Annotated in this window: 20 protein-coding genes; 3 read left to right on the top strand and 17 right to left on the bottom strand. The window is 56.4% G+C overall.

Annotation, left to right across the window (positions count from 1 at the left end; translation table 11 throughout):
* Positions 1–175: 175 nt before the first annotated feature.
* The 3 genes from rnr to dapE all read right to left on the bottom strand — a co-directional run bounded on the left by rnr (position 176) and on the right by dapE (position 4377).
* The gene (gene rnr / locus P8O11_RS10170) at positions 176–2440 is read right to left on the bottom strand and encodes a ribonuclease R (protein ID WP_300293994.1); all 2265 of its coding nucleotides are present in this window, start codon (positions 2438–2440) and stop codon (positions 176–178) included.
* Between the two features lie 214 nt (positions 2441–2654).
* Positions 2655–3209 carry a TIGR04282 family arsenosugar biosynthesis glycosyltransferase gene (locus tag P8O11_RS10165; protein WP_300293993.1) on the bottom strand — a complete coding sequence of 185 codons (555 nt, stop codon included), beginning with the start codon at positions 3207–3209 and terminating at the stop codon, positions 2655–2657.
* Positions 3210–3225: 16 nt separating this feature from the next.
* Positions 3226–4377 (bottom strand): succinyl-diaminopimelate desuccinylase, encoded by a 1152-nt coding sequence (gene dapE, locus P8O11_RS10160; protein ID WP_300293991.1) that lies wholly within the window; start codon positions 4375–4377, stop codon positions 3226–3228.
* Positions 4378–4665: 288 nt separating this feature from the next.
* Between dapE and P8O11_RS10155 the strand changes: the two genes are divergently transcribed.
* Entirely contained in the window at positions 4666–6246 is a 1581-nt protein-coding gene (locus tag P8O11_RS10155) for a Hint domain-containing protein (protein WP_300293990.1), read from the top strand.
* Positions 6247–6252: 6 nt separating this feature from the next.
* Complete coding sequence (locus P8O11_RS10150) at positions 6253–7305, top strand: Hint domain-containing protein (protein ID WP_300293989.1); 1053 nt, start codon at positions 6253–6255, stop codon at positions 7303–7305.
* Here P8O11_RS10150 and P8O11_RS10145 read toward each other — a convergent pair.
* The 13 genes from P8O11_RS10145 to P8O11_RS10085 form a co-directional block, all read right to left on the bottom strand.
* A complete protein-coding gene (locus P8O11_RS10145; RefSeq protein ID WP_300293988.1) occupies positions 7302–7988 on the bottom strand; it encodes an ABC transporter ATP-binding protein in 687 nt (228 codons plus the stop codon). The genes P8O11_RS10150 and P8O11_RS10145 overlap by 4 nt on opposite strands.
* Positions 7985–8734 (bottom strand): ABC transporter ATP-binding protein, encoded by a 750-nt coding sequence (locus tag P8O11_RS10140; RefSeq protein WP_300293987.1) that lies wholly within the window; start codon positions 8732–8734, stop codon positions 7985–7987. Before P8O11_RS10140 ends, P8O11_RS10145 begins: the two co-directional genes overlap by 4 nt.
* Entirely contained in the window at positions 8727–9710 is a 984-nt protein-coding gene (locus P8O11_RS10135) for a branched-chain amino acid ABC transporter permease (RefSeq protein ID WP_300293986.1), read from the bottom strand. Before P8O11_RS10135 ends, P8O11_RS10140 begins: the two co-directional genes overlap by 8 nt.
* Positions 9707–10627, bottom strand: coding sequence for a branched-chain amino acid ABC transporter permease (locus tag P8O11_RS10130; protein WP_300293984.1), 921 nt, complete (start codon positions 10625–10627; stop codon positions 9707–9709). The genes P8O11_RS10135 and P8O11_RS10130 overlap by 4 nt, the downstream gene beginning before the upstream one ends.
* Positions 10628–10673: 46 nt before the next feature.
* Positions 10674–11816, bottom strand: coding sequence for an ABC transporter substrate-binding protein (locus P8O11_RS10125; RefSeq protein ID WP_300293983.1), 1143 nt, complete (start codon positions 11814–11816; stop codon positions 10674–10676).
* Between the two features lie 348 nt (positions 11817–12164).
* Entirely contained in the window at positions 12165–13697 is a 1533-nt protein-coding gene (locus P8O11_RS10120; protein WP_300293982.1) for an acyl-CoA dehydrogenase family protein, read from the bottom strand.
* Positions 13694–14566, bottom strand: coding sequence for an amidohydrolase family protein (locus tag P8O11_RS10115; protein WP_300293981.1), 873 nt, complete (start codon positions 14564–14566; stop codon positions 13694–13696). The genes P8O11_RS10120 and P8O11_RS10115 overlap by 4 nt, the downstream gene beginning before the upstream one ends.
* Before the next feature lie 10 nt (positions 14567–14576).
* Positions 14577–16385, bottom strand: coding sequence for a feruloyl-CoA synthase (locus P8O11_RS10110; RefSeq protein WP_300293980.1), 1809 nt, complete (start codon positions 16383–16385; stop codon positions 14577–14579).
* Positions 16382–16843: a MarR family winged helix-turn-helix transcriptional regulator gene (locus P8O11_RS10105; RefSeq protein WP_089887109.1), complete on the bottom strand. Its 462-nt coding sequence runs from the start codon at positions 16841–16843 to the stop codon at positions 16382–16384. Before P8O11_RS10105 ends, P8O11_RS10110 begins: the two co-directional genes overlap by 4 nt.
* Positions 16844–16847: 4 nt before the next feature.
* Positions 16848–17618: a crotonase/enoyl-CoA hydratase family protein gene (locus tag P8O11_RS10100; protein WP_300293978.1), complete on the bottom strand. Its 771-nt coding sequence runs from the start codon at positions 17616–17618 to the stop codon at positions 16848–16850.
* A gap of 3 nt (positions 17619–17621) precedes the next feature.
* Positions 17622–18380 (bottom strand): SDR family NAD(P)-dependent oxidoreductase, encoded by a 759-nt coding sequence (locus P8O11_RS10095; RefSeq protein WP_300293976.1) that lies wholly within the window; start codon positions 18378–18380, stop codon positions 17622–17624.
* A gap of 814 nt (positions 18381–19194) precedes the next feature.
* Positions 19195–21501, bottom strand: coding sequence for an AAA family ATPase (locus tag P8O11_RS10090; RefSeq protein WP_300293974.1), 2307 nt, complete (start codon positions 21499–21501; stop codon positions 19195–19197).
* A gap of 194 nt (positions 21502–21695) precedes the next feature.
* Entirely contained in the window at positions 21696–22688 is a 993-nt protein-coding gene (locus P8O11_RS10085; RefSeq protein WP_300293972.1) for a WYL domain-containing protein, read from the bottom strand.
* 235 nt (positions 22689–22923) lie between these two features.
* Between P8O11_RS10085 and P8O11_RS10080 the strand changes: the two genes are divergently transcribed.
* Entirely contained in the window at positions 22924–23520 is a 597-nt protein-coding gene (locus tag P8O11_RS10080) for a hypothetical protein (RefSeq protein WP_300293971.1), read from the top strand.
* Positions 23521–23532: 12 nt separating this feature from the next.
* On the opposite strand, the gene P8O11_RS10075 is transcribed toward P8O11_RS10080, so the two are convergent.
* Positions 23533–23796, bottom strand: a 264-nt coding sequence (locus P8O11_RS10075; protein ID WP_300293970.1) for a tyrosine-type recombinase/integrase, incomplete at its 5' end; no start/stop codon positions are given.

The raw sequence follows: 23796 nt of genomic DNA, 5'->3' as shown, positions 1-23796 counted from the left end.
TTTTGCCTCTTTCACTGCTCTCATGAAGCCTAACGCGAAACAGTCGTTTCCGAAAGAGAAACCCTCAAGCGCAGGCCCCCGACAAGCGAATGCTTGCCGCACGCAGAGATTCACTGCTTATATTCAAGTTCGCGGCGCGCAGTCGGCCCCGGAGATATTCTGGCAAGAGGAAGGCCTATTTACGTTTGCGCTCGATCTTGCGTTTGGTTTTATCACCTTTGATCTTGGCTTTGGCTTGAGCGCGTTTGGGCGGCTTGCCCCGACCGCGTGGACCATTGCCACGGCCTTTGTCGACGGCGCGACCATCCAGCTCCAGAAGCTCAAGCACAATCCCCCCCGTCACGGGGGCCGCCTCGGCAAGCTTCACTTTCACCCGCAAGCCAAGGGTGATCTCGCGGCGGGTCTCGGAGCCAACGAGCACGCCGCGGTCGGCGTCAAAGTTGAAAAACTCGCGCCCCAGCTCGCGCATCGGCACAAGACCGTCTGCGCCCGTCTCGTCGAGTTTCACAAAAATCCCAAAGCGCGCAATCCCGCTGACCTTGCCGTCAAAGGCCTCGCCCACCCGCTTGTTGAGATAAGATGCAAGGTAGCGATCCGTTGTGTCGCGCTCAGCCAGCATGGAGCGGCGCTCTGTAGCGGAGATATGCTGCGCCGTTTCGGTCAGATCGGCCTCATCCTCAGGGGTCAACCCGTCCTCGCCCCAGCCATGGCTCGAAACAAGCGCGCGGTGCACGATCAGATCAGCATAGCGGCGGATCGGTGAGGTGAAATGCGAGTAGGCCTTGAGCGCAAGACCAAAGTGGCTGAAGTTCTCGGGCGAATAATAGGCCTGTGTCATCGAGCGCAATGTGCTCATGTTGATCAGCTCGGCCTCTTCCATGCCCTCTGCCTGTTTGAGAAGCGTGTTGAGGTGCATCGTCTTGAGCACTTGCCCCTTGGCCAGCGTCAGCCCAGACGCCTGCGCCACTTCTCGCAAAGCATCAAGCTTCTCGGTGCTTGGCTCTTCATGAACACGAAAGAGCTGTGCCGTCTTGCGCGCAATAAGCTCTTCTGCGGCACAAACATTGGCAAGCACCATGAACTCCTCGATCATACGGTGCGCATCAAGCCGCTCGGCATAATCAATCGAAACAACCTCGCCCTCGTCATTCAGCACAATCTTGCGCTCTGGCAGATCAAGCTCAAGCGGCTGGCGCACAGCCCGCGCCGTCCGAAGCGCATAGTAAGCCTCGTATAGTGGCGCGATGACCTCTTCCATCAAAGGCGCGCACTTCTCGTTTGGTGCGCCATCCTGCGCCGCCTGTACCTCCTGATAGTTCAGGGAAGCTGGCGATTTCATCAAACCACGCACAAAGCTATGGGAGAGTTTTGTGCCCTGCGCATCCACTTGCATCCGCAGCGCAATACAGGCGCGCGGCACACCCTCATGCAAAGAGCACAAATCGCCAGACAAACGGTCAGGCAACATCGGCACAACCCGATCAGGGAAATAGCTTGAGTTGCCGCGCTTGCGCGCCTCACGGTCAAGCTGCGTGCCAGGGCGCACATAATGCGCCACATCCGCAATCGCGACCCAGATGATATGACCGCCTTTGTTCTTCGGGTCCGTATCCGCCTCCGCATAACAGGCGTCGTCGTGGTCGCGCGCATCATGCGGATCAATCGTCACAAGCGGCAGCTCACGCAAATCTTCGCGCCCTTTGAGCCCCGCAGGTTTCATCGCATCCGCCTCCGCTATCACAGCGTCAGGAAAACGATCAGGAATGCCATGCTGGTGGATCGCAATCAGGCTCACAGCCCGCGGCGCCGAAGGGTCGCCCAAGCGGTTGACAATCCGCGCCTTGGGCAGGCCCATGCGCGCCTTGGGGCCAATATAAGCCCCCTCCACAAGTTCGCCGTCCTTCGCTCCGTTCACAGAGCCCGCGTCAACGGTCCATTCCTTCTGCTCGCCCTTGTCGATCGGAAGGATACGCCCCCCGTCCGAGCCAGCACGGTAAATCCCGAGCACAAGCGTAGGGTTCGTCCCGATGCGGCGAATAAGACGGCCCTCATAGGCATAGGGCTCGCCCGTCACCTGCGTCAGCCGCGCAAGGATCTGATCACCCGCACCAAGAGCCGGGTCGGACGCCTTCGTGATCATCATGATCTTGGGCATATCGCCCTCGCCCTGCCACTCCAGCGGCTCAGCCATCAAATCCCCGTCAGCGGTCGGCCCGGCCACACGCAAAACCGAGACAGGCGAAAGCTTGTCACTGTCGCGGTAAGTCTTTTTGCGCCGCTTCAAGTGCCCTTCGTCTTCGAGCTCTTTCATGATGCGCTTAAGGTCAATCCGCCGCGCGCCTTTGATGCCAAAAGCTTTGGCAATATCACGCTTTGCAGTCTGGGTCGGGTTCTCGGAAATCCATGTAAGGATTTCCTCTTTCGAAGGGAGCTTGTTCATGGCTCTCCCGCTATCATGCCCTTATGGGGAAGGGAATATTTACCTTCTCTTCACAAATGGCCTAACGCATCGAGCGGCGCACGCAGGCTTATCTAATATTCTCTTAACAAAAACACGTTTCAGGCGGTGCACGGGTTGTGCACGGGTTGTGCACGCATATCACCCCCCTAGAATCAGAGTCACTCACCCCCCGTTAACCCTCTGGCGCGTAGGGCTAAGGCTTTGGTAAGTCGCGCGCCACGTCGACATCCGACAGCTCCGCCACAAGCCCGTAGGATTGCCCCTGAAGGGTCGCGAGACTGTCTGACAACGTCTCTGCACAAGACCACCTCACCCCTTCAAAAAGCTGCGGTGGAAGGGGGCGCGTACGGCGAAACCCCGTGAGCCAAAAGCCCCCGTCCGTGGCAGGCCCAAAGACTGCCTCATGGCGTCCCAGCGCCGCGAATGCCTCTGAAATATGCGCCTTTTGCACGCTCGGGATATCTCCGCCAATCAGGCAGGCTCGCCCCTTGGGAAGCGCCTCGAATGCCCTTCGCATCCGCGCACCCAAGTCACCCTGACCTTGCGGAATTCGTGGCAAATCTAGGGGCCAGACACTGCTCTCCAAAGCCGTGTCTGGAGCCACGCTTAACCATATCTGCCAGCGCGGATCATCAAGCCGCCTCAGCAAACTTCGGACCTGATGACGAAACCACCATGCCGCCGCGACACGGCCAATATCCTTGGCCAAGCGCGTCTTGACCCGCCCCGCAGCAGGGAATTTTACCATCACAATGAGGTGCTGGTCAGCCCGCAAAATAGTCGCTCAAAATGCGTTTGTAGATCGCTTTCAACTCGTGAATCTGTGCTGTCTCAACGCGTTCATCCACCTGATGCATCGTCTTTCCAACAAGCCCGAACTCCACAACAGGGCAGTGATCCTTCACAAACCGCGCATCGGATGTGCCGCCTGTCGTGGACATCTCAGGCGTGCGTCCTGTCACAGCCTCAACACTTTTCGCCACAAGAGCTGACAGCGCTCCAGGCGGCGTGATAAAGCTTTCACCCGAAATTTTTATTTTTATATCAATGTCTACGCCAAAAGCATCGCGCACCTTGGCCGCTTCGCCCTCCAGCCAAGCCGTGAGGCTCGCGCCCGTGTGACTGTCATTGAAACGGATATTCACGCAGGCGCGGCTCTGCGCAGGAATCACATTTGTCGCACCATTGCCCGTATCAATCGTCACAACAGCAAGCGTCGAGGCATCAAAATGCTCCGTGCCTTGGTCAAGCTCGGCACTGGCCAAACCGTCCATCAAACGCACCATTGCACTCAGCGGATTGTTGGCACGGTGCGGATAGGCCGAGTGGCCCTGAACGCCCGTCACAGTAAACCAAGCCGTCATGCTCCCGCGCCGCCCGATCTTCATCATCTCGCCCATCTCGTTGGGGCATGTTGGCTCGCCAACAAGGCAGACGTCTATGCGCTCGCCCACTTTTTGCATGTGCTCCAGAAGCGCAGTTGTGCCGTCTACGGCGTCGCCCTCCTCATCGCCCGTAATGGTGAGGATCACCGCACCATCAGGAGGTGTGTCTTGGACAAACTCGATGGCAGCAGCGACAAAGGCCGCAACACCCGACTTCATATCAGTCGCGCCGCGCCCCCAGATCATTCCGTCTTTTTCCACCGCCCCGAAAGGCGGCACACTCCACGCGGCTTCATCGCCCACAGGCACAACATCCGTGTGGCCATTGAAGCCGAAAGACTTGTTCGCGCCCCGCGCCCCCCAGCGCGCAAAAAGATTGCTCACCTCGCCACGGTCCGCGCGCGCGCACTCAAAGCCCGCCTCGGAGAGCAGCGTTTCAAGCAACGTGAGTGCGCCCCCCTCAGCAGGCGTTACCGAAGCGCATTGTATAAGAGATTTCGTCAGCTCTGCCGCGTCTACCTGAGAAGCCATAATTTCCGCCTTTCGCGATTTCGGTGCACACAACACTACATATCGTGGCTTTTGCGCCGCCGCAAACAACAGACCGCCGCAAATTTGCCACGTTTGTGTTGCGATAGCGCCTTAATCACTTAACAGGAGCAAATTTTTCGTGTTAACCTTTCGGTAATAATAAACCAGAGGCAAAGCAGGTGCGCAGGGTCCTCCGATCCTGATCATCCACAGAGCGAAAAACGCCAACGATAACTGTATCTTACAGATCCGTACCGTCCGCTTTGCCCTGAAAGAGGCAGTAGTAGTATGGTCGCGGCGTCAGAATTGCCGATAAACACGAGTGCGTCCGCTATGCAAATGGCGCAGACGATTTTCGGAGACGGGGCAACCGTGTCCAGCGCGTACTATTCGGGCAGCAACTACTCGTCAGGCATCTATTCAAACGGCGATTCAGTCGCCCCCGGTGTCACACCTGGAGACACAGGCGTAATCCTCTCCACAGGTCGCGCCACCGACTTCACAAACTCAAGCGGTTCCTCCAACCAAAGTAACTCGACCAGCACCAACACTGGCGGAGCAAACAACCTCGCAGACTTCAACGCCGCTGCAAACACGCGCACTTATGACGCCTCCTATCTCGACATCGATTTCGTACCCACAGGCAGCGTGATGACCATGCAGTTTGTGTTTTCGTCTGAGGAATACCCAGAGTATGTAAACTCACTCTATCAGGATTTTATCGGCGTCTGGGTCAACGGTAGCTTTGTTGATATTAGCATCGGGAATGGCGATCTGGACCCCGGAAATATCAACCAAGGCAACAACGAAAACCTCTACGTCGACAACACTAACGACGATTACAATACCGAAATGGACGGCTTCACCGTCACCATGACGCTCACAATGAATGTCAATCCAGGGGTCACCAACTCGATCCGTATCGGCATCGCCGACGTGCTCGACGGCAGCTATGACTCTAATCTTCTGATCGCCGCCGACAGCGTTCAAACCGTGCTTATCGCCAACGATGACTCGTATCATCTCGCCGATCCCAACCAAGTCAAAATCATCAACGTTCTGGACAACGATATCCGCCCAAGCGGCGCAACTCTCACAATCACCCACATCAATGGCGTCGCCGTCACAGCTGGCAGCACGATCACTCTCGCCACAGGTCAAACCGTTCAGCTCAATGCGGACGGAACCTTTACGCTCACCGCAGACACCAACGCCAAAGCTTTCAACTTCACCTATACAATCGATGATGGAACCAACACCGATGTCGGCTATGTCATCATCGACGCAGTCCCCTGTTTCGTGCGCGGCACGGCCATCCTGACAGAGCGGGGCGAAGTGAACGTCGAAGACCTACAGATCGGCGACATGGTTCAAACCCGCGACAATGGCTTCCAACCAATCCGCTGGATGGGCAACCGCACCACAGCGGCCCGCGGCAAGCACGCACCAATCCGCATTCGAGCAGGTACATTTGGCGCCCACAAAGAACTTTGGCTCTCACCCCTCCATCGCGTGCTGATCCGCGATTCACTCGCTGAACTTCTCTTCGGAGAATACGAGGTGCTTGTTTCCGCCCGTGACCTTGTAAATGACAAGTCCGTCACGGTGGTTGAGGGCGGCACAGTCGAATATTTCCACCTGCTCTTTGATCAACATGAGGTAATTTACTCCGAAGGCTTGCCCACCGAGAGCTTCTTGCCAGGACCACAGCTTGCTGACAGCTTTGAGGAAGAAATCGCCGCTGAAATTTATGAGTTGTTCCCCGAGATCGATCCCGCAACAGGACTTGGCTACAGCCCTGCAGCGCGCCGCACACTGAAGCCCTTTGAGGCCCAGTTGCTCAGCGCTACAGAAGCCAAGGTCGCCTAGACGCAGATGGCTTGGTTCGCCATCTCCGATACCGACCGCCAACACTTCGGCTGGTCTGAGGCACAAGGATTTCTGGCTCGTGGAAGCCTCGTGGTCGAAACCCGCCTCTCAACCGATGATCGCCCCCAGACGCTCCTGTCCTTCCGCGAGCGCTTCCCGTGGGAACGCAGCCTATCGCTGCAAGCCATACCAGGCGGCGGCATTATTCTGATAACCTCCCAGCAAGGCGAAAGCTCCCACATCGCACTTGATCTGGACGCCTCCGAGCGCTCGGACCTCTTGCGCATCACATATAGCTGGGATGCCCCTGCCCGCTGGGGCCGCTTGGCAATAGAGCGCCCCGAGCGCGGCTCTGTCCGCTCGATCTTGGCCCCACGCCCGCGCCCTCTCTGGCTCGACGACATCAAAACCATGACGCTCTCTCACAAACTGATCCATCTTGACAGTGATATCGAATTTTTTGCGTTTTCAGACGAGATAGAGCCTCTTGGCCCAATGCCAAGTCTCACAGCCAATGTCCCGCTTCTGGCTCAAGGTGAGTATCGCCCTGTCGCCCAGCTGATGCGCGGCGACCTCGTCCATACGCTGGAGCACGGCCTTGTGCCCATCCTAGCCCATGTCTCACGGACCGTGCCTGCGCGCGGCAGCTTCCGCCCTGTACGCCTACGAGCGCCCTACTTCGGGCTGCAAAAGGATATCATCGTCGCCCCCGACCAAAAGCTCGTCGTGAGCAAGCCAATGGTAGAATACATGTTCGGCTGCGAAGCGGTGCTTGTACCAGCACGCCACCTCGTCAACGGCACCTCAGCGATCTGGCATGATCTTGATCTGACAACGACCTACCACCAGCTTGTTCTCCCCGAACACGAGACTTTGCTCGCCGCAGGCTCGGCCCTTGAAAGCCTGTTTATCGGACGGATCAGACGCAAGCCAGAACACCACGCCCAGAGCCTTCTCAGCCCGTTATCGCGGTCCTATCTGCCAGAGCACATGCTCTCGGCACACCCTGTCTTGCGCCCATTTGAAGCAATCACATTGGTTGAGCAGTCAGCCGCTTAAACGCCCAGATGTGTCTGGGTAATGTCATCAGACAGATCTGTCATCGCTCCGCGCCACACAGAGCGTCCCCGCTCAAGGATCACTGCGCTATCGCAAACAGCACGCAGCTCCTTCACGGACTTGTCGATCACCAGAATAGACAGCCCCGTCTGCGCCTTAAGTGAACCTACCGCCGACCAAATTTCCTGACGGATGATCGGTGCAAGCCCTTCTGTGGCCTCATCCAGAATAAGCAGGCGCGGGTTTGTCATCAAAGCTCGTCCAATCGCAAGCATTTGCTGCTCCCCGCCCGAAAGGGATGCTGCACGCTGATCTTTGCGCTCTGCAAGCCGAGGGAAAAGCGCAGTGACACGAGACATATCCCAGTGGCCCTTGCGCGCAGCCGCAACCAAATTCTCCTCGACAGTCAGCGAAGCAAAACAGCGCCGCCCCTCAGGCACAAGCCCGATCCCGAGCCTCGCAGCCCGATGGCTTGGAAGGCGCTCAAGATCGTGGCCATCAAAAACAATCTGCCCCTGTGCGGGCAACATACGACAGATGCACTTTACCGTCGTACTCTTACCCATGCCATTGCGCCCCATTAGCGCCATGACTTCTCCCTCAGACAGCTTCAGAGAAACACCAAACAGCGCTTGGCTGACCCCATAAGAGGCAGAAACTTTGGAGAGCGTCAAAAGGCTCATGCCTCCTCCCCCAAATAGGCTTCGCGCACCTCTCGGTTTGCGCGGATATCATCGACTGCCCCGGTCGCAATCACACGGCCATAAACCAAAACGCTGATGCGATCCGCCAGCGCAAAAACGGCGTCCATATCATGCTCGACAAGCAAGATAGGAGCCTCCTGCTTAAGCTCCTGTAGAAACCTAGTGAGCCGTTGGCTGCCTTCCATGCCAAGGCCCGCCATAGGTTCATCCATCAGGAATGCTTTTGGCGACAGCGTCAACGCCACAGCAACTTCAAGTTGGCGGCGCTGCCCGTGGCTTAATTCGGCTGTGCGCACGTTGCGAAAGTCTTCCAGTCCCACACGCTCCAACGCCGCGTCTGCCCGCGCAACAAGGGCTTTGTCCTTCAAGGCAGGCGTCCAGAATCGCCATGGCCGCCCGCTTGCGCCCAGCGCCCCAAGCACCGCATTTTGCAAAACAGTGTCTTCCATCGCCAAGGCCGAAATCTGAAACGTCCGCCCCAAGCCCGCCTTGGCACGTGCGCGTGCACTCAGCCCTGTCACATCCCGTCCCATCAGCTCCACACGCCCCACATCGGGCTGGAGCGTGCCACAAATCTGTGCAATCAGCGTAGACTTCCCCGCCCCGTTCGGTCCGATGATCGCGTGAATTTCGCCAGCCCGCAGATCAAGCGAAATATCCTCACTCGCTTTGAGCGCTCCAAAAGACTTGCTGATCCCATAGGTTGCCAAAACCGCCTCAGACATCGCTACGCTCCCGCCCTGCAATCATCCCGATAATCCCGCCACGCCCGAAGAGTACGATCAGCAACAAAAGCAAACCAAGATAGACATGCCAATAGTCGCTCAATCCCCCGAGCCAATGCTCAAGCCCGACAAAGATAAGCGCGCCAACCACAGGTCCGAAAAGCCGCCCAACCCCTCCAATGATGATAAAAACCATAATCTCGCCAGAGAGCTGCCAGCTAAACATCGTTGGGCTAACAAAACGGTTGAGGTCGGCAAAGAGCGCTCCAGAAAGACCTGTGATCGCCCCCGAAATCACAAAAGCAACAAGCTTGAGGCGTATCCCGTTCAATCCCACGGTCTCGACACGTTGCGGAACCTGCCGCACTGCCCCAAGCGCCAAACCAAAAGGCGACTTCGCCAGCCTGTGAGCGGCAAAAAGTGCCACGCTTAAGATCACAAGGCAGATGCCATAGAACTGGATCGGATCAAGAGTGTTCAGCCCAGGGAAACCATTGCGCACGTAGATAGAGAGCCCGTCTTCGCCCCCGTAAGCCGACCAGCTGATCGCGAAATAATAAAACATCTGCCCAAAAGCGAGCGTGATCATGATGAAGTAAACGCCTCCTGTGCGCAGCGAAAGCACCCCGATCAGCAGGGCAGCTAACGTTGAGACAAGTATCGCAATAAGCCAGATGACTGGCATCGACTTTGTCCCCTCGATAAGAAGAGGCGCCTCCAAAAGCGGCGTATATGCCTGCGCATGATAGGCCAGAATGCCCATAGCATAGCCGCCAAGCCCAAAGAAAACGGCATGCCCAAAGCTCACTAGGCCCCCAAGGCCAAGCGCGATATTGAGGCCAACAGCCGCCAGTGCAAAAATAGCTGCACGCGTCATTAGCGTGATGGTGAAAGGCTCATCCATCCAAACCGCCCAAACAGGCAACACCACGAGGATCGCAAAGATGACGGCATTGAGATAGCGCTCCTGCATCATGCCCGCACCCCGTAAAGGCCTGTTGGCCGCCAGATCAGAACCGCACCCATTAGAATATAGATCGCCATAGAAGCCAGCGATGACCCGACGGACGACGCGGCCGCAGGTGCCATGAAAAGCCCGAAGAACGGGGGCAGGAAGACCCCGCCCAGAGTGTCAGTTAATCCGACCAAAAGCGCGCCAACAAGAGCGCCTTTGATAGAGCCGATACCGCCAATCACGATCACGACGAAAGCAAGGATCAAGACAGGCTCGCCCATCCCGACCTGCACCGATTGGATCGCACCAACGAGTGCGCCCGCAAGACCCGCAAGGGCAGCCCCAAGTGCAAAAATGAGTGTGTAGAGCCGTGAGATATCAACTCCCAAAGCAGCAATCATCTCACGGTCGTTTTCGCCTGCCCGAATTTGAATCCCTATACGCGTACGCGTGATCATGAGGCCAAGCCCCGCCGCCACAAACAAACCAGCACCAATCAGAACAAGCCGATACAGTGGATATTCTATGCCACCAGGCAAACTGACAGGGCCACTTAAATAGGGTGGAATTTGCAAGAAGAGCGGGAACGAACCAAACATCCAGCGCGTCCCTTCAGAGAAGATCAAGATAAGAGCAAATGTTGCCAGAACCTGATCAAGATGATCCTTGTCGTATAGCCGACGTATCACCAGAAGCTCGATCAAAGCCCCTGCGGCCGCCGCAGCAGCCATCGCAGCGGCGAGCGCAAGCACAAACGAACCAGTCGCTCCCGCGACAGCCGCTGCAGCAAAAGCACCGACCATATAAAGAGAGCCATGGGCAAGGTTGATTAAGCCCATCACGCCAAAGATGAGCGTGAGACCAGCAGCCATGAGAAACAGCATGATACCAAACTGAAGCCCGTTCAGCACCTGTTCTGCAATGAGGATAAAAGACATGCGCTTTGCAAACTGGCCGCGCCCGTCAAGGCGCGGCCAAAGTCACTTACATTTTGCAATCAGCCGCATAAGCGTCTGCGTGGTTTTCCAGCGCAGGACCAATCAGTTTGTTTGTGTAGACGTCACCCTCTTTAACAACCTCGCGCGCGTAAATCGTCTGGATAGGGTGATGGTTGTTGCCAAACTTGAAGTCACCGCGTGTGCTGGCAAATTCAGCAGCCTTGAGAGCCGCCCGGAAGGCCTCTGCATCACTTACATCTGCTTTTTCCAGAGCAGAGATCAACAGGTTCGCAGTGTCAAAGCCCTGACTCGCATAGAGCGAAGGCAAACGGCCAAACTCGGCTTGGAAGCTTTCAACGAATGCAGCATTGGCGGCATTGTCGAGGTCTTTATTCCACTGCGAGGTGTTCACAACGCCAATGGCGGCATCCCCCACAGCTTGCAAGATACCTTGATCAAACGAAAAGGCTGGGCCGACAACAGGCAAATCCACGCCCGAGTCTGCATATTGTTTCAAAAATGCAATCCCCATCCCACCAGGCAAGAAGAAGAAGACAGAATCCGCACCGCTCGCACGGATCTGGGCAATCTCTGCTGCATAATCTGTTTGGCCAAGCTGAGTGTAAATTTCGCCTGCAAGCTCGCCTTTAAAGAAGCGCTTGTAGCCTGTCAGAGCATCCTGCCCAGCAGGATAGTTTGGCGCAAGAATAAAGGTTTTTCCGTATCCAGCGGAGTTGGCATATGCCCCAGCCGCTTCGTGGAGGTTATCGTTTTGCCATGCAACGTTGAAATAGTTTTGATGACAGCCTTTGCCCGCAAGCGCCGAGGGGCCAGCATTGGGCGACAGATAAAACTTGCCCTGCGCCGTCACCGAAGGGATCACCGCCATCGCGAGGTTTGACCAGATGATGCCTGTCATGACATCAACCTTTTCTGACTGCACCATCTTATCCGCAAGCTGCACTGCCACGTCAGGTTTGCGCTGATCGTCTTCAATAACAACTTCAATGTCGTTCCGGCCTGACTGCTTGATCGCGAGCATAAATCCGTCGCGCACATCAATTCCAAGGCCCGCGCCGCCGCCCGAAAGCGTTGTGATCATGCCAACTTTAGTGTCCGCAATGGCCGCTCCTGCAAAGCTCAAACCTGCGACAAGCGCGGCTCCCAGCTTCAAAGTGGTTCTTTTCATTTTCGTCTCCCTGATTTGCGCCACATCACCCGCCCTGTCGGTTGGCGGACTGCACAGCTGCTTTTTATGGGGAAAGCTTCCCGCGAATCCCTAGGAATTGGAAGCACTTTTTCAGGTGTGAACGATTTAGGCACAACACTTACAGAAGCGCCGCTCAGCCTGATACGCACCCAAAAACAAAAAACCGCAGGCATATCTTCGGATTTTTTCACCTTTGACTTCAGGAAAGAGCGACAGTCGCACCCGACACGATCCGAACTGTGCAATTTGAGCAATCATTCCATGAGGCAGAAAGCCCGCAGACTCTGCGACACGAGGAAATGACCACACTTAGCAGCCTTATGCCGATCAGTTGCGACATAAGCGCTCCAAGCGGGCCCCATCGGGATGGTGTGATTTGTTGTGATCAAGGTTTGCCCAAACACAGGCAAGCAGGGCCTTGATACTCGCTTGCAAGAAGTCCTCAGCCAGAACAGAAGGGTCCTTGGCATTTAGCACGCGCTTACGGGTGGTTTGCCAGCGCTCCAAAAGCATGACCGCCTTTTCGCTTGACAGACGGCTTGCTTCTTTTTGCAGGTAGCTGACAAAAGCGTCTCCAGCTGCACTCCCTGCGAGGCGTGTTGCCATCATACGCGCATGAATACCGTTGGTCCCTTCGTAGATCGGGGTGATACGTGCGTCGCGATAGGTCTGTTCGATCCGGTATTCGCGCAAGTAACCATAACCCCCAAGAACCTGCATCCCCAGCTCTGCTGCGCGCATGCCTGCCTCGGTGCAATAGACTTTCGCCAACGGTGTCAGAAACTCAACAAGCGCAGAATTGTCACCACGCTCCATCGTCACACAGGCCAAATGGGCAATTGCACGCGCGCCCAATGCGAGCCGATCGATCTCATCGATCATGCGGCGTACATCGGCATGCTGGTCGATGGTGACAGGCGCGCCCTCGGGGCTGCGTCCCTGCTGCCGTTCGGCAGCATAACTGGCTGCGATATCATAGGCCCGCGCCGCATGTGCAACACCCTGAAGGGCGACGTCGGTGCGCGCGTGGTTCATCATAGCGAACATCGCAGCGAGGCCTTGCCCCTCATCACCGACCAGTTCAGCCTCGGCATTGTCAAAAGCCAACTGGCACGTCGGTGACGCATGCAGGCCCATCTTTTCCTCGATCCGCGTAACCGTAACCGCGTTGCGGCTGCCATCACTGCGCGTGCAGGGGCAAAGAAACAAGGACAGCCCCTTGACGCCGTTATCGGAGGTGCGCGCCAGAACGAGATGCAGGATATGCTCTGATATGTCTTGATCACCCCCCGAGATGAATATCTTCTCGCCAGAAATCCACCAGCCATCGCCCGTCTGTTCGCCACGGCAACGGATGCGGGCAAGGTCAGACCCCGCGCCCGGCTCGGTGAGGCACATGGTGGGCAACATCTCGCCCGTTGCCAGCTGGGGCATGATCTTTGCGCGCTGCTCCTCGGTTCCGAAGCGTTTCAGGACCCGCACCGCGCCCGGTACAAGACCGGTGACCATCTGCAATGAGTGGTTGGCTCCTGAAAATATTTCGGATGTCACGGCCAACATGAGCGCGCCCATACCTTGCCCGCCATAGGCTTCGGGCACCGTCAGGGCAGGCCAGCCTTGTGCGCAATAAGCCTGATAGCTGGTCGCAAAACCATCAGGCATTTTCACGCGCCCGCCTTCAAGGCGGCAACCTTGAACGTCACCCACTTCATCAAGCGGAGCAATCTCGCCTTCAGAAAAAGCAGCAAAATGCTGGCCGATTTCGCGGGCAAAATCAGCGTCATAGTCAGATATCTCTTCTGCTCCAGCCACGCGAAGCGAGAACAGGATATCTTCCAGCGGGGCTTTGAATGGCTTCATGCCAAACCCAGCAGCCGTGCTGCATTGCCCTTGATGATATCTTCGCGCAAGTGATCCTTGATCGCGATTTTCTCAAAGTCCGAGAGCCAGCGCTCGGGTGTGATCATCGGCCAGTCAGAGCCAAACAGCACCTTTTTCTTCAGGATGGAGTTGCAATATTTCACCAGAATTTCGGGGAAATACTTGGGGCTCCAGCCCGAGAGGTCAATGTAGACATTTGGTTTGTGCTGCGCCACAGCCAACGCCTCTTCCTGCCAAGGGAAAGACGGGTGGGCAAGGATGATCTTCAGCTCGGGAAAGTCGACGGCAACATCATCCATATACATCGGGTTCGAATATTTCAGACGCATCCCGTTGCCGCCAGGCATACTGCTTCCCACGCCAGTTTGCCCTGTGTGGAATAGCGCGATACCGCCTTCTTCGGCAATCGCCTCATAGAATGGGTAAGCCATGCGGTCATTTGCGAAAAACCCCTGCATTGTCGGGTGGAACTTGAACCCTTTAACACCGTACTCACGCATCAGCCGCTTGGCCTCGCGCACAGCCATTTTGCCTTTCCACGGGTCGATCGAAGCGAACTGGATCAGCACATCACTGTTTTCGGAAACGGCCTCATAGACCTCGTCGTTGTTATAACGGCGATAGCCCGTTTCACGTTCGGCATCGACAGGAAAGATCACCGCTGCGATGTTCTGTTCGCGGTAGTGCTGGGCCGTTTGATGGATCGTTGGCGGGTGGCTCCATGGCGCACCAAAATAGCTGGCCATGGTGGATTGCAGATCATCATACCCATCATCCGAGTGGCAACCGCAGGGCTCTTCTGCATGGGTGTGAATGTCGATGGCACGGACTTTGGATAGGTCTACCATAGTGTATCTCCTAGAGAGTGGTGACGGCCGGATCGGCCTCAGCATAAAGGCGTTTGAGAAGGTCTGCGCGGCGCGCCAGAACCTTGCGGAAGTTGAGGTTGCCCTTGGCGGTCATCTCGCCCTCGGGCATGGAAGCTGGCTCTGAAAGCACAATCGCACGGACAACGCGTGTCGAGCTGCTTGCGCCCGTCGCTGCATGGGTTGCGAGACGCCGGTGAATCTCTCCCAGCAACAAGGGGCAACGGTAAGCGCCGGCCTCCTCTTCGAGTTGGAAGCCTTCGGCCTCCAATTCAGTTGTATTCGGGAAGATCATAACACCGATCTCGCTCTTATCGGCGCCTGTTACCACGAGGTCTGACGCCAGCGGCGACAAGGCTGCCAATATGTCGATGCGAAGCTGTGCCGCGCGCACCCATGTGCCGGTGAGAAGCTTGAAATCCTCAGAAATTCGCCCATCAAACTTCATCCCTTTGTTGATGTCTTCAGGGTTGACAAAGCGCATCGCGTCGCCGGTGATGAAGAACCCCTCGTCATCAAAGGCTTCGGCTGTTTTCTCTGGCGCTTCAAAATAGCCAGGCATGAGATTCGGACCCTTCACGCGGACTTCGCAGCGCATTTCCCCATCCGGAATTAGTTTGGCTGTCACACCGTTCAAGGGAACACCAACGACGCCTGAGTTCTCGGTCGGCTCATGCTGGAGCATCATGGCAGGCGCTGTTTCCGTGAGCCCCCATGATGACGTAATCAAAGGTACCTCGCCCTTTGTTTCGACCGCCATTTTCTCAAAGCCCTGCCAGATATCTTGCGGCAACGAAGCGCCAGCGTAGAAAATCATGTCGAGGTCTTCAAAAAAGCGCTGGCGCAGGCCTGCGTCTTTTCGCAATGCGCCGAGCAACATCGAGAACCCGACCGGCACATTGAAGCAAAGCGTGCCCGTGATGAGCGAAAGGTTTTCGACAGTGCGCTCGAACAGGCCTTTGACGGGTTTACCGTCATCAATGTAGAGACTCCCGCCATTGGCCAGCATCATGTTAAAGTTATGCGAGCCGCCAAAGACGTGGTTCCAGGGCAGCCAATCAACAATGCGTGGCGGACGGGCCCGCAAAAACGGCATGGCATCGGCCAGTTGCACCTGATTGGCGCACATCATGCCTTGCGTGGTCATCACGGCCTTAGGGCTGGATGTAGACCCCGATGTCATGAGAAGTTTTACCACGCTATCGGGTCCGACTTTTGCGCGCGCCACATCGACATCCGCACGATCTCCTTTGAGCATATCTGCAAAGGGCGTGGTCTTCGCGTCAGCGCGCGTGGCGATCACCTCGATGCCGTCCAGCGCATCCAATGCGAGCGCTTCGCCATATTGGGTTGCATCAACCACATAGGCCATGCGCGGGCGTACCAGCTCAATCGCGTGGCGCAAACGGCCATGCGCACCGTGAATCAGCGAATATTGCTCGGCCACAGGCACAGTTGGGATCCCGACATACTGAGCCGCAAGCGCCAGCAGCCCGTGATCTACCCCATTGCCTGACATGATTAGGATCGGCGTATCAGGCCCCATGCCACGCCCCAGCAGGGACGATGCGATTGCGCGCACCTTTTCCAGGGTTTCGGCATAGCTTTCCTCGCGCCATCCGGCGCCATGGCGCTCGGCGATGAAGATATTGTCAGGCGTCTGCTGGGCCCAGCTGTGAAGCCAATCGCCAGTGGTGTTTGCCACCTCACTCAGCGGCTCGGCAGAGCGCAGAAGGATTGTGCCATCGGCTCTGTTCTCGCGAATTACATTGTGTGGCTTGAAATTCGTTGTCCGTTTCATGCGCCTCTCACCTTCGATAGAATGGCAACCATCTCGGAGCGCATATCACCGTTGAGCCCGGCAAAGAGCTTGGCTTCATGCGTCTCGACAGCTGCAACAGCCTGACCGCACAGACGGCGCCCTTGAAGCGTAGGGACCAATGCGTAAGCCCGACGATCCGTCGGAACGCGGGTACGGTTGATCAGCTCGCGGCGCTCTAGCTCATCAACGATCACCACGATATTGGGACGTTCCACATCCATCGCAGCAGCCAGTTGCGCCTGACTCAGGCCAGGGTTGTCGCAGATCAAAACCAAGGCCGTATAGGTCAACATGCGCAACTCAAACGGCTTCAGCGTGGCGACCAGATCAGCCTGCACAACGTTGAAGGCACGCTTCATGTGATAGCCCAGAAAACGGCGCAACGTGTCATCGCTTACTGTTGTGGGCGGGGTAATGGTTTGCTCAGGTTGGCTCATGAGATCACCGGAATTTGGGCGCGCGCTTTTCAAGGAAAGCTCTCAAGCCTTCCTCTGCGTCAGGCGTGGTTTGTGACAGGGCTGCCGCGAGACTTTCGGTAAAGAGCCCGTCGGATTGCGACATGTCATTGATACGTGGAATGGCCTGTATCATCAGATAGTTTGACAGCGGTGCATTGCGCGCGATCTTGCCAGCCAGCTCTTGCGCAAGGGCCAGTGCCGCTCCGTTAGCAACAGAGTAATGCGCCAAACCCAAAGAGACACCGTCGTCAGCCCCATACTTGCGCCCCGTCAGCATCATTTCTGTCATCCGGTCCGCACCAAGCAAGCGGCCCACACTGGCCGTGGCCCCGCCACCCACAAAGATACCGCGCCGCCCTTCGGGCAGCTGGAAAATCGTGGAGGCTTCAGCAATGCGCACATGTGTGGCCGCGGCAAGCTCAAGCCCGCCACCAATAACCGCACCGAACAGCGCCGAGACCGTTGCCAGCCCACCAAGCCTGATTTGGTCCATCAGCTTATGCCAGCTGCGCGAATGGTAGAGGTTTTCTTCAGCCGAACGGTGAACATGTTCTGCCAGGTCTAGACCTGAACAAAAATGTCCTTCTATCCCCGTGAGGATCACAACACGCACGCCTTCAGGCGGGTTGAAATAGAAGCCCTCCAGTGCTCCGAGCAGCTCTTCGCACATGGCGTTGCGCTTTCCCGGCCGATTCATCGTCAGAGTGGCAATCTGCCCCTCAACCTCAATTTTCAAAATATCCGACATGGTCATTCCTCAGCGTGGGGGAAGGCGCGTAGCGCCATCAAGGCGAATGGTCGTGCCGTTCAGATAGGGATTTGTGATGATCTGCACGGTCATCAGAGCATATTCCTCCGGTGCGCCCAAACGGGCAGGATGGGGGATGTTGCTCGTGATCTGTGCCGTGACATCGTCGGGCAAGCTTTCCATCATTGGTGTGTTGAAAAGCCCCGGCGCGATCGTCATCACACGGATGCCTGCGCGGGCAAACTCTCGCGCAGCAGGAAGCGCCATCGAGGCAATAGCGCCCTTGTATGCGGTATAGGCGGCTTGACCGAGCTGCCCGTCCTGAAAGGCGACAGAGGCGGTGTTCACGATAACTCCGCGCTCTCCATCCACAGGCTCAAGCTCCATCATGCGCCGCGCGGCGTGTGTCATGACGGCATAAGTACCGAAGAGGTTCACATCAAGCGTCTTACGAAAGACATCAAAGCTTGTTTTGCCCTCTCGCCCGACAATACGGGCGGCTGTTCCAATGCCAGCGCAGTTCACGGCGATACGCGGTGTACCGAGGGCTTGCACAATCTCGGACAAGGCCACATCGACCGCCGCATCATCGCTTACGTCAACTTGAGCCGCCGCACCGCCGATGTCTCTGGCAATGCGCTTTGCCCCCTCACCGTCAAAATCCAGAATACCGACTTTGGCGCCATTCACGGCCAGATAGCGCGCCGTTGCCTCGCCAAGCCCGCTCGCGCCGCCAGTGACAATCGCCACGTTTCCCTCGATCTGCATCCTTCGTCCCCTATAGGTATTAGAAGTAATAGATATGATCTATATCTAAATAGATGTGAACCTGTCAAGCGGCGCTTGCCAGCCTGTCTCGGAGGCCGCGCCTGAACAAGCACGATGGAAAACAGGTTGCCGATGAGCCACCCCACTGACCCAAGATTGCGCCCCAGTTAGGATGCACAGCAGCAAGACTTCACTTGCAATTTGATCTGCTGAAAGTCTGGCCCTTCCCTTTGAAAGGGATGTCGGGTCATGCATCGACCACCTCGAAATTCCGTAAGGTGTGCATCCGCTCAAACTGAAGCATAGCTCCGCCGCGCAAGAGAAGTGCCGCTCCAAATTCTCCGCTAAGCTATTCAAGCCACGCCCACTGGTGAATAAGCCAGTGTCTTATCGTTAGGCACGCCAAAACAACAAAGCCCGCGCTGAATGCACGGGCCTAGTCGATTACTTTGGTTGCGGGAGTAGGATTTGAACCTACGACCTTCAGGTTATGAGCCCATATATTAGCAATTTCAATAGCTTATGGAATTCAATCACTTAGGCCACAAGCCTTTGAATTCTCAAATTTTCAGCCCTAACACTCGCTGACAATGGCCCACATTCATCATGACTCACATTGAAAAAATGACGTATGCTCGTTGACATGGCGTTGACATGGATGATCGTTCGACCAACGGTAAGATAATCGTTTTCGGCACATTGCGGTCGTTCATAATTGTCGCAGCGGATGGTGACTCCCAGCTCATTGACTCCCATCGCCCTATGCGAATTGAACTATCACATCCTGCCTTCTATAGTAGACTGTTGCCGGCTTTTAGTCGGCGACCGGTTTCTTCACAATCCGCAGCATTGCATCGTAATGCTTTCTATCACGCTCTCGAATATATTTCATTGCGCCATTTGCTGCGCGATGGCTCTCTTCGACGGTAAGTGCCGGAAGCGAATTCACAGCCTCAATGTCACCATGCGACTCAATTTGGCAAACTCGCTCAAGTTGGTTCATTTCCGCCTGGTCTAAACCGTTGATCTTCCCAGAGTCGTCAAATAGCGCTTCGGTGAAACTGGATTTGTCTGGTGCGGCGAATGCCGTGAATATCTCTAGAAGCTTCCGGATCGCGTTGGGCAACAAATACAGATAGTCGGTGCTCTGCTGATCCGAAGCCCCAAACACAACGGAGAAAAGGTATTGATATTCTGAGTCGTACTTCGCCAAGTACGACGGCATCTTCACCAGCGCAGATTTGCGACTGCCTTTTCCGTCGTCGCGGCAATCCACGAAAAGTAATCCTTGAGGAACGGTATCGCCGAAGTTGACCCCCCGGAAGAAGGTCCGCTTCGCCATGTGCATGAACTTTAAGTTATGGGTTAACAGGATGACCTGCGCGACACGTTTAGTGTGCTTCTTGATAAGGCCGAATGCGTAGGTCTGGGCATTGCTGTCGAGGCTCGACACCGGGTCGTCGATTACAACAACTAGCTTCTTCTTGTCCCGACCCTCGGCGCCAAACTGAGTTAGGAAGAAGCAGAAGGTAAGCGCGGTTTTCTCGCCTTCGCTGAGGTTCTGCGCGATCGAGCCATCCGCACGAACCAATTGATACCCGTCGTCCTTTGGCTCTAATCGGATGGTATTGTGCCCAAGGTACTCATGAAGCAATTTGTTGAGCTCATTGGCCGCAATTCCATGTTTGCGAATTGCATTGCGCAACGTTTCGTCTTTCTCTTTCAGATCTTTCGCCGTGCGTTGTGCCTTTTGAGCCTCTTCTTCAGCCTCCGCCGCTTTTCGTTTCAACTGCCGGTATGAATCTTGCTCGGCGAAGAGCACATGGCCCTTCAACGCGTTGGCGGCGGCGTCTTTGCGCTGCCTAAACTCATCATTAATGGAATTGTGCTCACTGATAACGTTGAACAAACGGTTCTTAGCATCGTGGAATCCGGCTAACCAGTCAACGTCCAAGAGCTTGGCCACAGTGTCTGGAACCATCTGATTTTTCATAGGGTTCTGTTGGCGTTCCGCAAGCGCTTCTTGCAGCTGCTTTATCGCCGTGCCGGTGGAAATGAGCTCAGCGCGAAATGCCTTTTCGACCTCGCCTAGGCCTTTGGCTAGAGTGGGCTGAATGGCTGACTGCGTTGGAAATCCCTCCAGCCATCCTCTGAGCAGCGAACATGACCGCTCGCACCATTCAATAGCTGATGTGACCGCGTTTGTTTGCTCTTGCCAGCTCTCGCTGAACAGGGCCGCCAGGGTCTCTCTGCGTTGGTCTGATATCTCATTGCCACAATAAAGGCATGATCCGAGCTGCTTTTCTTCGTGGTATTGGTGGCCTTCTGCTACCCACGTCAACATGTTGGAATGGGCAATGAGGTCGGACGAAAGCTGCGCGGAGAAGTCCTGCTGCACCAGCTCACAAGCAGTTTCCAACTCGTTCTGAAAAAACTCTGGCAGTTCGAGTGCTAGGTTGATTTTCGGGAGAGGGTCGGATTGACGAATGATTGCGCGGCACTCGTCAATCTTGTCTTCCGCGAGGTTATCTTGTTCCGTGAACTCTTTTTCGGAGTACTCGCGCTCGACATTTCCTCTATTGAACTGCTGAGTGTAGCCCGTGCCCCTGGCTTCGCGAACGCGGCCGCCGATTTCGGTGCCTTTGTCTCTGTATTCTCGTTCTGCGGTGTCCTGCCGAGTCTTGGCTGCGCGAGCCTCGGCTGACGCAGTTTCTAGGTCGGCTTCCAGCTGGCGAAGCTCATTCACCTTTTCGATGTTCTCTTCGTCTATATGAAAGATCGGCAACGTCGAACCTTCGTCCCACTGGAAGTTTCGTGAAATGAAGTCTGAGTTGAAGACCAAGAGGTGGTTTCCGAGCGGATGCACGAAATCGGCTTCTGTCGCGGTAGTCCCGTCGGAAAACTTCAACTGGAATGACGCATCCTTGCCAAGGCCATCGACCGGAGCGTTTGCTTCGAGTGAGGAGAAGACACGGGACAGGCTGGTCTTCCCTGTTCCATTGAACCCATAGACGATGGTCTTGCTTGCGAAATCGGCATTAGGGCTCTGGGGTTTGTGGTCATGCCAAATACCAACGCCCGTAATGTAAGCCAGCCTCTCAAAAATAGTGCGTTCTGGCATTACTCTACCACCATAAATTCTTGCGATCATAATCCAGTAAGATGCTTACATAAATTACGATGGGTTGCCATCACTCCCCGTCAGCGGTAAAAGCTGATGGCTCTTTGCGTAGCCGGGTCTGAGACCTCATGCGCCTGTGTGCACACTCAGTATAGCTACAGTACGTCCAAGCCCCGGCCCTGTTGGATCCCGAATCATGGCAACACGCGAACTGATGCATTCCGGTATGCTACTGCCATCTCACGCAACGCTACTGGCTCAATCACTTCGACCTCCCTGCCCCATTTTGCGAGATGCCACGCCATCTCGACCAGACCGCTGGCCTCGAAGTTGACCATAAGCTCGCCATCCTCCAACTCGGTCATTTCCTGCTTGGGATGAAACTCAAACTCCCGGGCAGTCGGCGCGGCGGCAGGGCTGAACCGCCATACAACGCGGGTGAACTCCGCGTCCGAGTGAAACGACCCGAATGACCGCGCCGCATAGGCCTCAAGATCGAAGTCCTTGTCCTTCTCGAACCAATCATTGGTGATCTCGGCCTTTTCGATCCGATCCATGCGGAAGCGCCGCAGGTTGGCATCTTTGGCGGTATCACGGGCAATCAAATAATGCCGCGTGCCGAGCAGGATCCCATAGGGCTCGATCACACGCTTGCGCGGTTTTGCATCCTGCGCACCCTGGTATCGGATGATGAGCCGGAACGGCCCTCTGAGGGCAGCCGAAACAACGTTCAGCACAGCCGGAGAGGTTTTAACCTTTGGGCCTGGGCGGCAGGCATAACCTTTCGCCTCGAGGATCGCCTCAGCATCCACCTCCATGCTTCGGGCCTGCGCTGACGGCAAGGTTGCCACCAAGCGGTCCCGCAGTGACCGTAGCGCATCCACCTCCATATCCGCACCCTCCCGCTCAGCCCGCGTGATACTGGCCTCGAGCGCGACGAGTTCGCGGCGGTAAAGCCCCTGCATGCCGAGCATGCTGGTGTCGCGCAGCTTCCACCGTCGGCGGCGCTCGCTGTCCGTCTGGTGGGAAATACTTGGAAAGACATCTTTCAGGGCAGCGATCATGCGCTGGGCGGTCCGCTCATTCACGCTGAACGCTTCGGCGACCTCCTTTACAGTGATGCCGCCGTGCCGGCTGGCCGACATGCCAGCGAGCTTCAACAGGTCTTGTGCCTTTTGGAACGACATGGCGCGCATCCCCGACAGTTCTTGACGTAGTGCCTGGGTTATAATCCGAGAGAGGACGATTCGTCCTAAGGATGCCGATCGATTGGAGAATTTGGCAGTCGCCGCATGAGCATGAGTGCGGGGTGCACTTCATGCGGTCGGCATATTGGAGTTTCGACCTCACGGCCGATTGGGCGGCTTCTGCACCCCGCAAGGCCGTCTGCTATCCTCTTTAAACATCAGAACTGGAGCCCACATGGCACTACCTCAAAGAGCATTCTTCACCCTGCACGAAACCGCTTCCCGATGGGGCTGCACCATCGCCGACATCGGCGGCTGGGCCACGGAAGGCAAACTGGACATCGTCACTGGCGTATCCCTCGCTGTCTGTGGCGACGAGAAGGTCTCCGGCAAGATCACGATCTCACCGATGGATATGCTGCCCCTCTTTCGCCGCGCAGGCACTGGCCCGACGGTCATCAAGCTGCAACGGATCAAGCCAGAGAATGCGCAAGACTGGTGCTATGTCACCGAACCTGCCGACGGGGTCGAAGTCTCGATCGCCGATCTCTTGATCACCGGTCAGGACGTCCTGAGGTTCGAAGACGAATATGACCTGCTGCGCCGCATTGGCGGCGGCACAGGCGCGCTCTCGCCCTATGACTGGGAAGGCATGTATGTGGCCCTGCTGAAGCGCGTCCACGAGCATGGCATCCCTGAGACCCAGGCAGAGTTGATCGGCAATCTTCAAGACTGGTTTGCTGATGCGGCAGAGAACGGAGAAATCCCCGACGAAAGCACCATCCGCAGGCGTTTGCGCCCCTTCTGGCGCGCGCTTCGCGGCGAGAAGTAAGCGGCCCCGATTTTAGGCCCGCTTGGCCTCTTTCTCGGCATCCACGTCATGCACAATCTTCGGCCGTGGCCGGAACATGCCGGCCACAGCGTCGACACCCGCGCGCAGAGGCGAGTCCATCAGATGCGCATAGCGCAGCGTCGTTTGCATCTGACTGTGGCCCAGAAGCTTGCCAATCATTTCCAGCGAGGCGCCGCCGCTGACCAAGAGCGAGGCGAATGTGTGACGTAGGTCATGGATGCGCACATCCGGCAGGTCTGCCTCGCGCTGCACCTT

Origin of the sequence: Lentibacter sp. (assembly GCF_029254145.1) — a bacterium.
Taxonomy (GTDB): Bacteria; Pseudomonadota; Alphaproteobacteria; order Rhodobacterales; family Rhodobacteraceae; genus Lentibacter.
Note: the sequence above shows the minus strand (reverse complement) of the source record. Positions and strands in the feature narration are given on the sequence as shown.

Excerpts from the sequence above, each read along its gene's own strand:
- rnr (WP_300293994.1), bottom strand. The coding sequence starts at position 2,440 with ATGAACAAGCTCCCTTCGAAAGAGGAAATCCTTACATGGATTTCCGAG.
- P8O11_RS10165 (WP_300293993.1), bottom strand. The coding sequence starts at position 3,209 with ATGGTAAAATTCCCTGCTGCGGGGCGGGTCAAGACGCGCTTGGCCAAG.
- dapE (WP_300293991.1), bottom strand. The coding sequence starts at position 4,377 with ATGGCTTCTCAGGTAGACGCGGCAGAGCTGACGAAATCTCTTATACAA.
- P8O11_RS10155 (WP_300293990.1), top strand. The coding sequence starts at position 4,666 with ATGGTCGCGGCGTCAGAATTGCCGATAAACACGAGTGCGTCCGCTATG.
- P8O11_RS10150 (WP_300293989.1), top strand. The coding sequence starts at position 6,253 with ATGGCTTGGTTCGCCATCTCCGATACCGACCGCCAACACTTCGGCTGG.
- P8O11_RS10145 (WP_300293988.1), bottom strand. The coding sequence starts at position 7,988 with ATGAGCCTTTTGACGCTCTCCAAAGTTTCTGCCTCTTATGGGGTCAGC.
- P8O11_RS10140 (WP_300293987.1), bottom strand. The coding sequence starts at position 8,734 with ATGTCTGAGGCGGTTTTGGCAACCTATGGGATCAGCAAGTCTTTTGGA.
- P8O11_RS10135 (WP_300293986.1), bottom strand. The coding sequence starts at position 9,710 with ATGATGCAGGAGCGCTATCTCAATGCCGTCATCTTTGCGATCCTCGTG.
- P8O11_RS10130 (WP_300293984.1), bottom strand. The coding sequence starts at position 10,627 with ATGTCTTTTATCCTCATTGCAGAACAGGTGCTGAACGGGCTTCAGTTT.
- P8O11_RS10125 (WP_300293983.1), bottom strand. The coding sequence starts at position 11,816 with ATGAAAAGAACCACTTTGAAGCTGGGAGCCGCGCTTGTCGCAGGTTTG.
- P8O11_RS10120 (WP_300293982.1), bottom strand. The coding sequence starts at position 13,697 with ATGAAGCCATTCAAAGCCCCGCTGGAAGATATCCTGTTCTCGCTTCGC.
- P8O11_RS10115 (WP_300293981.1), bottom strand. The coding sequence starts at position 14,566 with ATGGTAGACCTATCCAAAGTCCGTGCCATCGACATTCACACCCATGCA.
- P8O11_RS10110 (WP_300293980.1), bottom strand. The coding sequence starts at position 16,385 with ATGAAACGGACAACGAATTTCAAGCCACACAATGTAATTCGCGAGAAC.
- P8O11_RS10105 (WP_089887109.1), bottom strand. The coding sequence starts at position 16,843 with ATGAGCCAACCTGAGCAAACCATTACCCCGCCCACAACAGTAAGCGAT.
- P8O11_RS10100 (WP_300293978.1), bottom strand. The coding sequence starts at position 17,618 with ATGACCATGTCGGATATTTTGAAAATTGAGGTTGAGGGGCAGATTGCC.
- P8O11_RS10095 (WP_300293976.1), bottom strand. The coding sequence starts at position 18,380 with ATGCAGATCGAGGGAAACGTGGCGATTGTCACTGGCGGCGCGAGCGGG.
- P8O11_RS10090 (WP_300293974.1), bottom strand. The coding sequence starts at position 21,501 with ATGCCAGAACGCACTATTTTTGAGAGGCTGGCTTACATTACGGGCGTT.
- P8O11_RS10085 (WP_300293972.1), bottom strand. The coding sequence starts at position 22,688 with ATGTCGTTCCAAAAGGCACAAGACCTGTTGAAGCTCGCTGGCATGTCG.
- P8O11_RS10080 (WP_300293971.1), top strand. The coding sequence starts at position 22,924 with ATGGCACTACCTCAAAGAGCATTCTTCACCCTGCACGAAACCGCTTCC.